This window comes from Azospirillum sp. TSH64, assembly GCF_003116035.1.
Classification (GTDB): Bacteria; Pseudomonadota; Alphaproteobacteria; order Azospirillales; family Azospirillaceae; genus Azospirillum.
The window spans coordinates 90,507-104,808 of sequence record NZ_LGQW01000015.1; the positions used below are offsets into that span (position 1 = coordinate 90,507).

Here is a 14,302-nt window from a genome sequence, read left to right on the forward strand (position 1 = left end):
GTCGCAGGGGGGTGAAAGCGACAGCCTGAACGGGAATTTCCATGAGCTGTCCTTCCCGTGAAGGCGGGAATCCAGCCATATCAGTCACTTATACAGAAACGCCGATCCCCGCAAAGGCGGGGATCGGCGTTCTACGGGCGGTGGGTGCGTTTCGCCGTCACCGGCAAAGCTGGGCGAACTTGCGCTCCGGGATCGGCGGCGGCGAGGGATGCAGCATCAATCCCTGCTCTTCCACATCGACCCGCGCGTCCGGATAGACCGCAAGCGCCAGTTGGAGCGCCTCGATGAAGCGCTTCCTGAAATCGCGCAGGCGGCTGTATCCGGCGCCGAACTGCTCGAAAACCGCCGGCCAGGTGATCGGGGTGGAGCGGTTCAGGCTGTGCAACCGGTAGGCCAGCCAGATATAGATGTCGATGCTGGTGCTGTTGTTCTGGATGTGGCGCAGCGCCGGCTCCCAGATGGGCACCGGATGGGCCTTCAGCTCGCGGAAGAAGGCCTCGGACAGCAGGACGCGGTCTTCCCACAGCGACCCCTGGCCCGGTTCCGCCCCGGCATTGGTCGAGAAATGGATGCCGCCCTTGACGATCGACCCCTTTTCGAAGCCGATGCTGTGGGCGTCCTCCCAGGCGAAGGTCAGGTTGCAGGCGGCGATGCGCGAGGCCTGCTCGCGGATGTCGCGGTAGGTCTGGCCGCCCACCGACAGGCCCATGCGGTCAAGCCATTCGTGCATGCTGCGGCCCAGCTCGACCTCGCGGCTGTCGGTCTGGATCGCCCGGGTCTGCAGATACAGCAGGATCATCCGCGCGCGGCTGCCGTACGGAACGCCGTAAAGCTTAAAGCCACCGTTGCGGATCGGCAGTCGTCCAGGCTCGATCAGCAAGCGGATCTTATGTCCGCGACGCTCCCACGGCTGGTCATCGGGAAGACGACGATGCGGAAGGGCCGTCAGCGCAAAACCCGAATAGGTGATGCCAAGCTCCTGCCGCTCCTCTTCGAGGACGGCAGCAGCCACATCGACTAGCGAACGCTGATCCGGATCCGTCTGGAGCGCCTTCGCCTGGTCGCGTCCCAGCTGGGTAATCAGGGTGTGTATCTGTCCCATATCGAGCTGACCTTGGCACGACTTTGCGGTCAACGCTATATCACGGTCGGTTGGCGCCCAGCAATTTGGAGTCTTGTCGCTCAAACTATTTGTACGGTTATTTGATTCAGTTAATAGTTTGCGCGACAAGACTCCAGTAGAGAATCGCGAGTCGCGCGACAAAACTCCAGAACTCCCGCGACAAGACTCCAGCGGATAGTCCGTGTTGCCTGTGGATTTTTCGGCAGACGCGACAAGACTCCAGCCGGGACATTTCGATTCGACCCCGAATCGCTTCCGATTCGTCGATTTCCGAGTCGTGGAGGCCAAACGGCCACGACTCGCCGGTGATTCGCCCCCCTGCACCGATGCTGTCGGCAGCCGGATTTGGAGTTCTGTCGCGCCCCACCCGGCCCAACCTTCCCCCGATTGCCGGCCGGAACCGCCTCCGGCCGCCGTCCGCCCCTGTCCGCGGCAGACGGACGGCAGGGGGGCGCGACAAGACTCCAACCTTGACCCTGGCCTATCGCCGCCGCAGGGGAGGGTGTTTGGAGTCTTGTCTCGCCCCCCGCCGGAAGAGGCGCTCCGGTCGGGTGGGTCTCGGAGGGGTGCTTGTGAAGGGCGGAAAGCGCGGTCTATAACGAACCGCCATGGCGCCGGCCCTCAGCTTTTGCCCCTGTGCGGCTGCCGGCGCCCGACCACATGCTCACACAACAGATGGCGGCAGGATGAACGGCAATTCCGCGCAGAAGATCGTCCCGGTGCTGCTGTCCGGCGGTACGGGGTCCCGTTTGTGGCCCTTGTCGCGCGAACTGTATCCCAAGCAGTTTCTGCCGCTCTGCTCCGACCGGACGATGCTCCAGGACACCGCGCTCCGGGTCAGCGCGCAATCCGGCTCCACAGGGTCCGGCTCCCCGGCTGCTGCCGGGGCCGCCGCGGAGGCCGTCTTCTCGGTTCCCCTGGTGATCTGCAACCAGGAACACCGCTTCCTCGCCGCCGAGCAGCTGCGCCAGTCGCGCTGCACGCCGCGCGGCATCATTCTGGAGCCGGCCGGCCGCAACACCGCCGCCGCCTGCGCGCTCGCCGCCCTGGCGGTCGCGGCGGACGATCCGGACGCGCTGCTGCTGATCCTGCCGGCCGACCACGAGATCCGCGACGCCGAGGCCTTCCGCCGCGCCGTCGGCATCGCCGCCCGGGCCGCCCAGGCCGGCCGGCTGGTCACCTTCGGCATCGCCCCGACCCGGCCGGAGACCGGCTACGGCTATATCCGCCGCGGCCATTCGATGGACGAGGCCGACGGCGCCTACAATGTCGCCGCCTTCGTCGAGAAGCCGTCGCTGGAGGTGGCGGAGCGCTACCTCGCCGAAGGCACCTATGCCTGGAACAGCGGCATGTTCCTGTTCCCGGCCTCCCGCCTGCTGGCCGAGCTGGAGCGCCATGCCCCGGCGGTGCTGGCCGCCTGCCGCGAGGCGCTGGAGCAGGGCTCGAAGGACCTCGACTTCTTCCGCCTGGACGCCGCCGCCTTCGCCAAGGCGCCCAGCATCTCCATCGACTATGCGGTGATGGAGCGCACCGACCGCGCCGCCGTCGTCCCCTGCGAGATCGGCTGGACCGACGTCGGCGCCTGGTCGGCGCTGTGGGACGTCGGCAACAAGGACGGCGAGGGCAACGTCATCGTCGGCGACGTGCTGCTGGAAGGCGCCCGCGACTGCTACGTCCGCAGCGAGAACCACCTGACCGCGGTGGTCGGGGTGGAGAATGCCGTGGTGGTGGTGGTGGACGACGCCGTTCTGGTCGCCGACCGCTCCCAGGCGCAGGACGTCAAGCGCATCGTCGACCGGCTGAAGGCCGAGGGGCGCAGCGAGTCCGTCAGCCACCGCCGGGTCCACCGCCCCTGGGGCTCCTACCAGTCGCTGCACACCGGCGAGCGCTTCCAGGTGAAGAGCCTGACCATCGCCCCCGGCTCGCGCCTGTCGCTCCAGAAGCACCATCACCGTGCCGAGCATTGGGTGGTGGTCAACGGCACCGCGCTCGTCACCCGCGGCGAGGAGCAGGTGATGGTCTATGAGAACCAGTCGATCTACATCCCGATCGGCACGGTCCACCGGCTGGAGAACCCCGGCAAGGTGCCGCTGACCATCATCGAGGTGCAGTCCGGTTCCTATCTGGGCGAGGACGACATCGTCCGGCTCGAGGACGTCTACGGCCGCAACTGAGCGGCAACGGCCGTTGCCGCCGCAGGGCGGCGACCCGCGGGCACGTGCCCGCGACAGCCAAGCGGGCGGACGGCCTCGCCGGCGATTGAGGTCAATGATGACAGGCGACGCCTTCGCGCAAGCGGAGGCGTCGCCTGTGTCTTCCTGCGGTTGCGGACATTGGCGGCTTGGTCCGGGTCGCCGACTTCCGGTAGAAAGGGGCGCGAGGGTGCCGCAGCGGCGCCCCGCCTTCTGCTGCCGGGACCATCATGACCATCGAGCCGCCGCCGGACGACCGCATCCCCGAACTCTATGCCGACGGGGTCTTCGACATCGGCTTCGGCAACGGCATGGTCCGCATCGACCTGTTCAGCCTGTCGGCGCTGCGCAAGGACGGCAACGGCCAGCCGCTGCCCGCCATCCGCCAGCGGGTGGTGATGAGCCTGCCGGGATTCCTCGCCAGCCTGTCCGCGCTGGAGGGCATGCGCCAGCGGCTGGAGGCGGCCGGCGTGCTGCCGCCCAATTCCGGCGCCATGCCGGCTCCCGCTTCCCCTCACGGCTCTCCTGCCGCTCCGGCCTTCCAGGGCAATGCGCAGGCTCCGGTGCCGGGGGCGGTCCAGCCGGCTTCCCCCTCCCAGGCGCCCCCGCCCGCTCCACCCACCCGGCCCCGCTCGCCGAATTTCGGCTGACCGATGCCGGACGCCAGCACCACCGTCGCCGCCCCGCCCCCCGGTCCGGAGGCCGCGCCGAACCACGACGAGAGCACCGCGCTGCGCTGCCTGACGCTGGTGGCGCGCCATCACGGCCTGTCGGCCTCGCCGTCCGCCCTGCGCGCCCGCGTCGCCCCCGGCAGGGGGGAGCCCTCCACCGCCGACCTGCTGCGCATCGCCGCCGCCACCGGCTTCAAGGCGACCGCCCGCCGGCTTGACTGGAAGGGCCTGCAATCCCTCCCCCCCGTTTTCCCGCTGCTGGCCCGGCTGTCCAACGGCAACACCGTCATCCTGATCGGCCTGTCGCGCCCGACCCGTCCCGACGAAGAGCCCATGGTCGGCGTCGTCGATCCGCTGGCCGACCGGCTGGACGTGATCGACGTGCCGCGCGACCGCTTCCTGGAGCGCTGGGACGGCGAGCTGGTCTTCCTCAAGCCGCGCCACGGCCTTGCCGACCCGCGCCAGCCCTTCGGCCTGCGCTGGTTCGTGCCGGAGATCCTGCGCCAGAAATCCGCCTTCCGCGACGTGGTGGTGGCGGCGCTGGTGCTGCACGCGCTCGCCCTCGTCGTCCCGGTCTATTTCCAGATCGTGATCGACAAGGTGCTGGTGAACGAGACCGTCGCCACGCTCCAGGTGCTGACCATCGGTGTGCTGGGCGCCCTGCTGTTCGAGGCGGGCTTCCGCTTCCTGCGCCAGTTCATCCTGCTGGCGGCGGCCAACCGCATCGACATCCGCCTGTTGAACCGCACCTTCGGCCATCTCCTCAACCTGCCGATCACCTTTTTCGACGGGCATTCGGCCGGCGTCACCGTGCGCCACATGCAGCAGGTCGAGCGCATCCGCGAGTTCCTGACCGGCAACCTGCTGTCCACCGTGCTCGACAGCCTGGTGCTGCTGGTCTTCCTGCCGGTGCTGTTCTTCTATTCGGTCAAGCTGACGCTGGTGGCGCTGCTGTTCGCAGGATTGATCGCCGGCGTGGTGGTAGCATTGGTGCCGGTCTACCGCAGCCGCTTGCATGACCTCTACAACGCCGACGCCGAGCGGCAGGCCATGCTGGTGGAGACCATCCACGGCATGCGCACCGTCAAGTCCTCGGCATTGGAGCCGCAGCAGCGCCGCAGCTGGGACCGCAAGGCCGCCCGCGCGGTGACCAGCCATTACCGGGTCGGCCGCATCTCCATCGCCGCCCGCACGGTGACCGAGTTCCTGGAGAAGGCGATGATGGTGGCGGTGGTCGCCGTCGGCGCCTTCGACGTCTTCGACCGCCAGCTGTCGGTCGGCGCGCTCATCGCCTTCCAGATGCTGTCGGGCCGGGTGGTGACGCCGCTGGTCCAGATCGTCTCGCTGATCCACCAGTACCAGGAAACGGCACTCTCGGTGCGCATGCTGGGCGAGGTGATGAACCACCCGGCCGAACCGCGGCGCGAGGGCAGCGGCGCCTGCCCCGCCCTGATCGGCCGCATCGAGATCGAGGGGCTCGGCTTCCGCTACGACCGCAACCGGCCGGCGGCGCTCGACGGCGTCACCCTGACCGTGCCGGCCGGGTCGGTCGTCGGGCTGGTCGGGCGCAGCGGCTCGGGCAAGAGCACACTGATGCGGCTGCTCCAGGGCTTCTACCCGGTGCAGGAGGGCAGCATCCGCTATGACGGGCTCGACATCCGCGAGCTGGACCTGGCCCATCTGCGCCGCTCCATCGGCGTGGTGCTTCAGGAGAATTTCCTGTTCCGCGGCACCATCCGCGACAACATCGCCATGACCATGCCGGAGGCCAGCCGCGAGGAGATCGTCGAGGCCGCCCGGCTGGCCGGCGCCGACGAGTTCATCCACCGCCTGCCCGACGGCTACGACACGCTGGTGGAGGAGGGGGCGAGCAACCTGTCCGGCGGCCAGAAGCAGCGCATCGCCATCGCACGCGCCCTGCTGCCCCAGCCGCGCCTGCTGATCCTGGACGAGGCGACCAGTGCGCTCGACCCCGACAGCGAGGCCATCGTCATGGCCAATCTGCGGCGCATCGCCCATGGCCGCACCGTGCTGATCGTCACCCACCGGCTCTCCACCCTGACCGGCTGCGACACCATCGCCGTGCTGGAGCAGGGCCGCCTGCTCGACCTCGCCCCCCATCCCATCCTGCTCGACCGCTGCGCCGAATACCGGCATCTGTGGCAGCAGCAGAACCGGGGGCGCTGAAGCCATGCCCGACACGCAAATGCCCGAAGCAGGGGTGCCCGAAATCGACAGCCGGGACGCAGCACCGGCGGAGACCGGCCGCGAGGTCGTGCCGGCCAAGGCCGAGCCCCCGCCCGCTCCCGCCCCTGCGCGCCGTCGCCCTGCCCTGCCCGCCCCGTCGTCCCCGCCGCCGGGCTTCGCGCTGGACTATCTGCCGGACGGGGCGGCCATCGAGCATGCGCCGCTGCCGCGGGCGGCGCGCTCCACCCTCTATGTGCTGGCCGGGCTGCTTGTGGCGCTGGTGCTGTGGGCCGGCTTCGCCCAGGTCGACCGCATCGTCACCGCCGGCGGCCGGCTGGTGACCACCGCACCGCTGGTGGTGGCCCAGCCGCTGGAGACCGCGGTGGTGCGCGGCGTCGACGTGCAGGTCGGCGACTTTGTCCGGGCCGGCGACCGTCTGGCGACGCTCGACCCCACCTTCGCCGCGGCGGATCTGGCCGACCTGACCGCCAAGCTCGCCAGCGTCGAGGCGCAGATCGGCCGGCTGCGCGCCGAACTGGACGGCGGCGATTTCATTCCCGCCAACAACCCGGATGCGGCGGTGCAGGCCGCCATCCTCGAGCGCCGCCGCGCCGAATACCGCTCCCGCCTCGCCTCGCTCGACGAGAAGGCAGGCCAGCTGGACAGCGCCATCGCCGCCGGCCGCCGCGCCCAGGCCGGGCTTGCCGAGCGCCTCGCCGTGGTGGGCGAGGTCGAGGATATCCGCCGCCAGCTTCAGGAGCGCCAGACCGGGTCCCGCCTGACCTGGCTGGAGGCGCGGGTCGAGCGGCTGCGCATGCGCGATGAGCTGACCGCCCTCCAGGACCGCGAGCAGGCGAGCGCGCACGAGCTGCGCGGCGTCCAGGCCGACCGCGCCGCCTTCATCGACGAATGGAGGCGCAAGACGGCGGAGGAACTGGTGGAGCAGACCCGCCAGCGGGCCACGCTGGTCGAGCAGATCGCCAAGGCCGAGCGCCGCCGCTCGCTGGTCACCCTGACCGCCCCGGTCGACGCGGTGGTGCTGGAGGTGGCCAAGCGCTCCGTCGGTTCCGTCATCCGCGAGGCCGAGCCGCTGGTCACCCTGGTTCCCGCCGACGTGCCGCTGGAGGTGGAGGCGGAGATCCCGTCGCGCGACATCGGTCTGGTCCGTGTCGGCGACTTCGTGCGGGTGAAGCTCGACGCCTTCCCCTTCCAGCGCCACGGCACCCTGCCCGGCGAGATCCGCACCATCAGCGCCGACGCCTTCACCCACGATCCCTCGGGCGCCCAGGCCGCCGCCGCCATCAACCCGGACGGCCCCCGTCCAACTGCCGGCGCCGTCTTCCGCACCCGCATCCGCCTGACCGACACCCGGCTGGAGGGGGTGCCCGCCGGCACGCTGCTCAGCCCCGGCATGGTCGCCTCGGCCGAGATCCGCGTCGGCACCCGTTCGGTCCTGTCCTACTTCCTCTACCCCGTCATCCGCGCCCTGGACGAAAGCATCCGCGAGCCGTAACGGGCCGGGTCCGTCCCCAGCCCCTTCCCTGCCGCGTCAAAGTTTCCAAGTGGCGCCTGTCCGGCGGATGGGGTACCCACCCACCAGCCCATTCAGCGACAGGTCTGGTGATGCAGCGGATAGGTCCTTTCCTCTTTGCCGTCCTGGCAACCATCTCGGCGTTCTTTCTGGTCTGGAGCCTTCCGCCCTTCCAGACCGCCGACGAGCCCGCCCACATCTACCGGGCCAACATGATCACCCACGGCTTCTGGGTGGCCGCCAAGGTCCAGACCGACGGCCGGATCGCGGCGGGCGGCCCGTCCGACCTCGCGATCATCGAGGCCTATTTCCCCTTCCACCATGTTCCCTTCAAGCCCGACGAGAAGGCCAACCTGGAGGATTTCGCCAAGTCCTTCACCGCCCGCTGGGACGGCCGGGTCTTCAACGTCGCGGCGGAGAACACCGCCCCCTACCCGCCCTTCTTCTACCTGCCGCAGGCCGCCGCCATCGCCGTCGGCAAGGCCATCGACCTGCCGGTGGTGCAGACGCTGTATCTGGCGCGGGCGGCCAACGCGCTGACCTGCATCGCCGTCGGCTTCTTCGCCCTGCTGCTGGCCGGCCGGGCGCATCTGCCGCTGTTCGCGGTGCTGCTGCTGCCGATGTCGGTCTCGCTCTACGCTTCGATGAGCCAGGACGGGCTGGTGATCACCGTCACGGCACTCGGCATCGCCTTCCTGGCCCGGGCGCTGTCGGAAGGCCGGCCGCTGCGCAGCGCGGAGGTCTGGGCCAGTGCGGTCTGCTTCGCCCTGGTGGGCATGACCAAGCAGCCCTACGCCCTGCTCTGCCTGATGCCCCTGGCGGTCCCGGCCGAGCGGGCGGCGGTGAAGCGCCTCGCGGTCGCCGCCTCGCTGGCCGCCGCCGTCGGCTGGGCGGTGTGGATGGCGCTTGCCGTGCAGACCCCGCTGATCCGCCAGGACGCCCCGACCGACGCCATGGGGCAGCTCCGCTTCCTGCTGGGCGACCCGCTGGCCGTCCTCATCATCGCGGTGAAGACCTTCCAGGTCTGGGGCAACGAGTATTACCAGCAGTTCGTCGGCATCCTCGGCTGGGTCGATACAAGGCTGCCCAGGCCCTATTACGCCGCCGCCTATCTGGTCCTGCTGCTGTCCTTCCTGCCGCTGCTGCTCGGCCGCCGGGCGGTGGACTGGTATTCCGGCGCGCCGGCGCGGGCCTCGGCGGTGACCGCGGCCATCGTGCTGGCGACCGGGGCGCTGCTGTTCGGGGCGCTCTACATGGTGTGGACGCCGGTCGGCCAGCTGTGGGTCGACGGCGTGCAGGGACGCTATTTCCTGCCGTTGGCGGCCCTGCTGCCGCTGGCCTTCGCCAGCGGCCGGCAGGAGGCGGGAGCCGGCTGGTCCTCCGGTGTCGCGGGCGTGCTTGAGCGCGGCCTGACCTGGATGGTCTGGCTCTTCCCGATCGTCAGCATCCTGGTGGTCCAGCGCACCGTCATCCTGCGCTACTACCTCGACTAGCACGTCCCCACTCCCCATCCGGCCCGCCCATCGGGGTGGGCCGGGGCGTTGGAGGCCGTTCCAATGATGTCGCCCGTTCGGCGGAAAAGCCCGCAGTGCAGCATGGGCGGGCGACTATCTTCCGACTCTGCCCCAATCGGCCCCAATCGAAGACGAAGAGCGGACATGACCACGAGCGACAACGCGACCGTGCTGGTGACCGGCGGCGCCGGCTATATCGGCTCCCATGTGGTGCTGGCCCTGCGCGACCAGGGACGCGCCGTCGTGGTGCTGGACGATCTCTCCACCGGCCGGCGCTCGGCCCTGCCCGATGGGGTGCCGCTGGTCGAGGGCGATGTCGGCGACAAGGCCCTGCTGGCCGACATTTTCGCCCGCCACGGCATCGGCACCGTGATGCATTTCGCCGGCAGCATCGTCGTGCCGGAATCGGTGGAGCGGCCGCTCGCCTACTACCGCAACAACACGGTGAAGAGCCACGCCCTGGTGGAGGCCTGCGTCGAGGCCGGGATCGGCCGCTTCATCTTTTCCTCCACCGCCGCCGTCTACGGCATGCCGGAGCGGCTGCCCATCGACGAGCAGACGCCGACCAGCCCGATCAACCCCTACGGCTCCTCCAAACTGATGACGGAATGGATGCTGCGCGACACCGCGGCGGCGCACGATCTGAGGTATGTGGCGCTGCGCTACTTCAACGTCGCCGGCGCCGATCCGCAGGGCCGCTCCGGCCAGGTGTCGAAGGTCGCCACCCATCTGATCAAGATCGCCGCCCAGACCGTCACCGGCCAGCGGGCGGAGCTGCAGATCTTCGGCGACGACTACGACACGGCGGACGGCACCTGCGTGCGCGACTACATCCATGTCAGCGACCTCGCCGACGCCCATGTCGCCGCACTCCGCCATCTGGAGGCGGGCGGTGCGTCCGAGGTGATGAACTGCGGCTACGGCCGCGGCTATTCGGTGCGCGAGGTGCTGGCGATGGTGGAGTGGGTGACCGGCAAGCCGCTGCCGATGCGCATCGGCCCGCGCCGCGCCGGCGATCCTCCGGCCCTGGTGGCGGGCGTCGAGCGCATCGGCCGCACGCTCGACTGGACGCCGCGCCACGCCGACCTGGAGACCATCGTCGCCTCGGCGCTTGCCTGGGAGGAGCGGCTGGTCCGATAAGGAAGCCCGCTCTCCCGCAAGGGAGAGCAGGTTTTTCCCTCAGGCGAAGAAGCGCCCGCGGAAATAGGCGATGGTGCGGTCCAGCCCCTCGTCCAGCGGCACGGCCGGTTCCCACTGCATCATGGCGCGGGCCTTGGCGATGTCGGGGCGGCGCTGCTTGGGGTCGTCCTGCGGCAGCGGCATGTGCTCGATCGTCGAGGCCGAGCCGGTCAGGCGGATCACCTTCTCCGCCAGCTCCAGCATGGTGAACTCGCCGGGGTTGCCCAGGTTGATCGGGCCGGTGGCGCCGGCCGGCGTGTCCATGAAGCGCAGGAAGCCTTCGATCAGGTCGTCGACGTAGCAGAAGGAGCGCGTCTGCTGGCCGTCGCCGTAGATGGTGATCGGCTCGCCCTTCAGCGCTTGGATGATGAAGTTTGACACCACGCGCCCGTCGCTGGGGTGCATGCGCGGGCCGTAGGTGTTGAAGATGCGGATGACCTTGATGTCCAGCCGGTGCTGGCGGTGATAGTCGAAGAACAGCGTCTCAGCGCAGCGCTTGCCCTCGTCGTAGCAGGCGCGCGGGCCGATGGTGTTCACGTTGCCCCAATATTCCTCGGGCTGCGGATGCACCGCCGGGTCGCCATAGACCTCCGAGGTCGAGGCCTGCATGATCCGCGCGTGCACCCGCTTGGCCAGCCCCAGCATGTTGATGGCGCCGATGACCGAGGTCTTGGTCGTCTGGACGGGGTCGTGCTGGTAATGGATCGGCGAGGCCGGGCAGGCGAGGTTGTAGATCTCGTCGACCTCGACATAGAGCGGAAACGTCACGTCGTGGCGCATCAGCTCGAAATGCGGGTCGTCCAGCAGGTGCAGGACGTTGTCGCGGCTGCCGGTGAAGAAGTTGTCGACGCACAGCACGTCGTTGCCGGCCGCCAGCAGCCGCTCGCACAGATGCGAGCCCAGGAAGCCGGCGCCGCCGGTGACGAGGACACGCTTGCGGTTCGTCAGGGCCTGCATGGCGTCCATCCTGTCCGGTCGGCCAGTTTGTCCGGCTGGAACGGCATCAGCCCAGCAGCCCGAGCAGATAGCGCCCGTAGTCGTTCTTCTTCAGCGGTTCCGCCAGACGGCGGACCTGCTCGGCGTCGATCCAGCCGGAGGTGTAGGCGATCTCCTCCGGGCAGGCGATCTGCAGGCCCTGGCGGTGCTGGATGGTGCGGACGAACTCCGCCGCCTCCAGCAGGCTGTCGTGGGTGCCGGTGTCGAACCAGCCATAGCCGCGGCCCATCTGCTCGACCGACAGTTTGCCGAGATCGAGATAGGCGGCGTTGACCGAGGTGATCTCCAGCTCGCCTCTGGCCGACGGCTTCACCGCCGCGGCGATGTCCAGCACCTCGTTGTCGTAGAAGTAAAGCCCGGTCACCGCCCATTTGGAGCGCGGGGCGACCGGCTTCTCCTCGATGCTCAGCGCCCGGCCTTGCGCGTCGAACTCCACCACGCCGTAGCGCTCGGGGTCGCGCACGGCATAGGCGAAGACGCTGGCGCCCTCGGTCTTCTCGCCGGCGGCGCGCAGGATGTTGGTCAGGCCGTGGCCGTAGAAGATGTTGTCGCCGAGGACCAGCGCGCAAGCATCGTTGCCGACGAACTCGCGGCCGATGATGAAGGCCTGGGCCAGCCCGTCGGGCGAGGGCTGGATGGCATAGGTCAGGTTCAGGCCCCACTGCGACCCGTCGCCCAGCACCGTCTGGAACAGCGGCTGGTCGTGCGGGGTGGTGATGACCAGGATGTCGCGGATGCCCGCCAGCATCAGGGTGCTGAGCGGGAAATAGATCATCGGCTTGTCGTAGATCGGCAGCAGCTGCTTGCTGATCGCCCGCGTCACCGGGTAGAGGCGGGTGCCGGACCCGCCGGCCAGGATGATGCCCTTCATGGTCTTACGCCCTCACGCCTGCGGCGGGTTGGTGAACAGCTCGTCGATCACGCGGTCGACGCTCTCCTGCCACGGCGGGCAGGACACGCCGAGACGCTCCCTGGCGCGCCCACAGTCCAGCCGCGAATTGGCCGGGCGGCGTGCCGGGGTCGGGTAGTCGGCCGTGCCGATGGCGGTCAGGCGCGGCCGCTTGCCGGTGCGCTCCTCCAGCCGTTGGAAGATGTGCTCGGCGAACTCGTGCCAGGTGGTGTAGCCGCTGCCGGTCAGGTGGTAGGTGCCCCAGGCGGCGCTGCCGGTCTTCTTGATCGTTCCGGCGATCTGCACGATGGCGGCGGCGAGGTCGGCGGCGGCGGTGGGCGAGCCGTGCTGGTCGGCGACCACCCGCATCTCCTCGCGCTCCTTGCCGAAGCGCAGCATCGTCTTGATGAAGTTGTTGCCGTAGGCGCTGTAGACCCAGGAGGTGCGCAGGATGACGTGCTGCGGCGTCGCCGCGCGCACCGCCTCCTCGCCCGCCGCCTTGCTGGCGCCATAGACGCCCAGCGGGTTGATCGGGTCGTCCTCGGTGTAAATCCCGTCCTTCGTCCCGTCGAACACATAGTCGGTCGACACATGGATGAAGGGGATGCCGCGCGCGGCGCAGGCCGCCGCCATGGCGCCCGGCCCGTCGCGGTTGATGGCGAAGGACAGGTCGACCTCGCTCTCGGCCTTGTCGACGGCGGTGTGGGCGGTGGCGTTGACCAGCAGGTCCGGCGCGTGGGCGGCGACCGCCTTCTCCACGTCGCCCGGCCGGGTCACGTCGAACTCGGGATAGGGCAGGCCGACCACATCGGTGCCCGGTGCCCATTGGGCCCGCATCAGTTCGAAGCCGAGCTGGCCGTTGCTGCCCAGGACGAGAACCTTCATTGCGCGGCCCCCTCTTCCTTCAGGCCGAGCCGCTCGCCCTGATAGGAGCCGTTGAGGATGGCCTGCCACCAGTCGCGGTTCTCCAGATACCAGGCGACCGTCTTGCGCAGGCCGCTCTCGAAGGTCTCCTGCGGGGTCCAGCCCAGCTCGCGCTCGATCTTGCCGGCGTCGATGGCATAGCGCTTGTCATGGCCGGGGCGGTCGGTGACGAAGCTGATCAGCCGGTCGTGCGGGGCGCCGGCCGGGTCCATCTCGTCCAGATGCGCGCAGATGGCGCGGACGACCTCCAGGTTGGTGCGCTCGTTATGGCCGCCGATGTTGTAGCTCTCGCCGACCTTGCCCTTCTCCAGCACCAGCCGCAGGGCGCGGGCATGGTCCTCGACATAGAGCCAGTCGCGGATGTTGTCGCCCTTGCCGTAGACCGGCAGCTTCTCGCCCGCCAGACCCTTCAGGATCATCAGCGGGATCAGCTTCTCCGGAAAATGGTAAGGGCCGTAGTTGTTGGAGCAGTTGGTCAGCACCACCGGCAGCCCGTAGGTCTCGTGCCAGGCGCGGACCAGATGGTCGCTCGACGCCTTGCTGGCCGAATAGGGCGAGTTGGGGCTGTAGGCGGTGGTCTCGGTGAAGAAGCCGTCGTCGCCCAGCGTGCCGAACACCTCGTCGGTCGAGATGTGGTGGAAGCGGAAGCGCTCCTTGCGCTCCGCCGGCAGGGCCGACCAGTAGCCGCGCGCCACTTCCAAGAGGCGGAAGGTGCCGACCACGTTGGTCTGGATGAACTCGCCCGGCCCGTCGATCGAACGGTCGACATGGGATTCGGCGGCCAGATGCATCACCGCGTCGGGCTGGTGGGTGTCGAACACCCGCCGCAGCTCGGCGGCGTCGCAGATGTCGACCTTCTCGAAGGCGTAGCGCGGATTGCCCTCGGCCCCCGGCAGCGAGGACAGGTTGGCCGCGTAGGTCAGCTTGTCGACATTGACGACGAAGGCGTCGGTTTCGGCGAGAAGCTGGCGGACCACCGCCGAGCCGATGAAACCGGCGCCGCCGGTGACGAGAATGCGCGTCATCAAACCACCTTACCGCCGAGAAAGCGGGGCCGCCCGCGGCCCCCCGTTGTGCGAAGAATGTCGTCTTGAGG

The 14,302-nt window shown here is 69.2% G+C and carries 11 protein-coding genes; 6 read left to right on the top strand and 5 right to left on the bottom strand.

What is annotated here, in order from left to right; all coding sequences use genetic code 11:
- Nucleotides 1-157 precede the first annotated feature (157 nt).
- Nucleotides 158-1,102, bottom strand: a complete 945-nt coding sequence (locus TSH64_RS01915; RefSeq protein ID WP_042695567.1) for a replication protein RepA — start codon at nucleotides 1,100-1,102, stop codon at nucleotides 158-160.
- 707 nt (nucleotides 1,103-1,809) lie between these two features.
- Here TSH64_RS01915 and TSH64_RS01920 point away from each other — a divergent pair.
- The 6 genes from TSH64_RS01920 (at nucleotide 1,810) to galE (ending at nucleotide 10,358) form a co-directional block, all read left to right on the top strand.
- Nucleotides 1,810-3,297, top strand: coding sequence for a mannose-1-phosphate guanylyltransferase/mannose-6-phosphate isomerase (locus TSH64_RS01920; protein WP_109095222.1), 1,488 nt, complete (start codon nucleotides 1,810-1,812; stop codon nucleotides 3,295-3,297).
- Between the two features lie 248 nt (nucleotides 3,298-3,545).
- A complete protein-coding gene (locus TSH64_RS01925) occupies nucleotides 3,546-3,965 on the top strand; it encodes a hypothetical protein (protein ID WP_109095223.1) in 420 nt (139 codons plus the stop codon).
- Between the two features lie 3 nt (nucleotides 3,966-3,968).
- A complete protein-coding gene (locus tag TSH64_RS01930) occupies nucleotides 3,969-6,173 on the top strand; it encodes a peptidase domain-containing ABC transporter (protein WP_109095224.1) in 2,205 nt (734 codons plus the stop codon).
- Between the two features lie 4 nt (nucleotides 6,174-6,177).
- A complete protein-coding gene (locus tag TSH64_RS01935; RefSeq protein ID WP_109095225.1) occupies nucleotides 6,178-7,686 on the top strand; it encodes an HlyD family type I secretion periplasmic adaptor subunit in 1,509 nt (502 codons plus the stop codon).
- Between the two features lie 110 nt (nucleotides 7,687-7,796).
- Entirely contained in the window at nucleotides 7,797-9,197 is a 1,401-nt protein-coding gene (locus tag TSH64_RS01940) for a DUF2142 domain-containing protein (protein ID WP_109095226.1), read from the top strand.
- A gap of 165 nt (nucleotides 9,198-9,362) precedes the next feature.
- Nucleotides 9,363-10,358 (top strand): UDP-glucose 4-epimerase GalE, encoded by a 996-nt coding sequence (galE, locus tag TSH64_RS01945; RefSeq protein ID WP_109095227.1) that lies wholly within the window; start codon nucleotides 9,363-9,365, stop codon nucleotides 10,356-10,358.
- A 39-nt stretch (nucleotides 10,359-10,397) separates the two neighbouring features.
- Here galE and TSH64_RS01950 read toward each other — a convergent pair whose 3' ends face one another.
- The 4 genes from TSH64_RS01950 to rfbB are packed head-to-tail and all read right to left on the bottom strand — an operon-like array spanning nucleotide 10,398 to nucleotide 14,231.
- On the bottom strand, nucleotides 10,398-11,354 hold the full coding sequence (locus TSH64_RS01950) for a UDP-glucuronic acid decarboxylase family protein (RefSeq protein WP_199237387.1): 957 nt from the start codon (nucleotides 11,352-11,354) through the stop codon (nucleotides 10,398-10,400).
- Between the two features lie 46 nt (nucleotides 11,355-11,400).
- The gene (gene rfbA / locus TSH64_RS01955) at nucleotides 11,401-12,264 is read right to left on the bottom strand and encodes a glucose-1-phosphate thymidylyltransferase RfbA (RefSeq protein WP_109095228.1); all 864 of its coding nucleotides are present in this window, start codon (nucleotides 12,262-12,264) and stop codon (nucleotides 11,401-11,403) included.
- Between the two features lie 12 nt (nucleotides 12,265-12,276).
- Complete coding sequence (rfbD, locus tag TSH64_RS01960; protein ID WP_109095229.1) at nucleotides 12,277-13,167, bottom strand: dTDP-4-dehydrorhamnose reductase; 891 nt, start codon at nucleotides 13,165-13,167, stop codon at nucleotides 12,277-12,279.
- Nucleotides 13,164-14,231 carry a dTDP-glucose 4,6-dehydratase gene (gene rfbB, locus TSH64_RS01965; protein WP_109095230.1) on the bottom strand — a complete coding sequence of 356 codons (1,068 nt, stop codon included), beginning with the start codon at nucleotides 14,229-14,231 and terminating at the stop codon, nucleotides 13,164-13,166. The genes rfbD and rfbB overlap by 4 nt, the downstream gene beginning before the upstream one ends.
- Nucleotides 14,232-14,302: the final 71 nt, after the last annotated feature.

Excerpts from the sequence above, each read along its gene's own strand:
- TSH64_RS01915 (WP_042695567.1), bottom strand. The coding sequence starts at position 1,102 with ATGGGACAGATACACACCCTGATTACCCAGCTGGGACGCGACCAGGCG.
- TSH64_RS01920 (WP_109095222.1), top strand. The coding sequence starts at position 1,810 with ATGAACGGCAATTCCGCGCAGAAGATCGTCCCGGTGCTGCTGTCCGGC.
- TSH64_RS01925 (WP_109095223.1), top strand. The coding sequence starts at position 3,546 with ATGACCATCGAGCCGCCGCCGGACGACCGCATCCCCGAACTCTATGCC.
- TSH64_RS01930 (WP_109095224.1), top strand. The coding sequence starts at position 3,969 with ATGCCGGACGCCAGCACCACCGTCGCCGCCCCGCCCCCCGGTCCGGAG.
- TSH64_RS01935 (WP_109095225.1), top strand. The coding sequence starts at position 6,178 with ATGCCCGACACGCAAATGCCCGAAGCAGGGGTGCCCGAAATCGACAGC.
- TSH64_RS01940 (WP_109095226.1), top strand. The coding sequence starts at position 7,797 with ATGCAGCGGATAGGTCCTTTCCTCTTTGCCGTCCTGGCAACCATCTCG.
- galE (WP_109095227.1), top strand. The coding sequence starts at position 9,363 with ATGACCACGAGCGACAACGCGACCGTGCTGGTGACCGGCGGCGCCGGC.
- TSH64_RS01950 (WP_199237387.1), bottom strand. The coding sequence starts at position 11,354 with ATGCAGGCCCTGACGAACCGCAAGCGTGTCCTCGTCACCGGCGGCGCC.
- rfbA (WP_109095228.1), bottom strand. The coding sequence starts at position 12,264 with ATGAAGGGCATCATCCTGGCCGGCGGGTCCGGCACCCGCCTCTACCCG.
- rfbD (WP_109095229.1), bottom strand. The coding sequence starts at position 13,167 with ATGAAGGTTCTCGTCCTGGGCAGCAACGGCCAGCTCGGCTTCGAACTG.
- rfbB (WP_109095230.1), bottom strand. The coding sequence starts at position 14,231 with ATGACGCGCATTCTCGTCACCGGCGGCGCCGGTTTCATCGGCTCGGCG.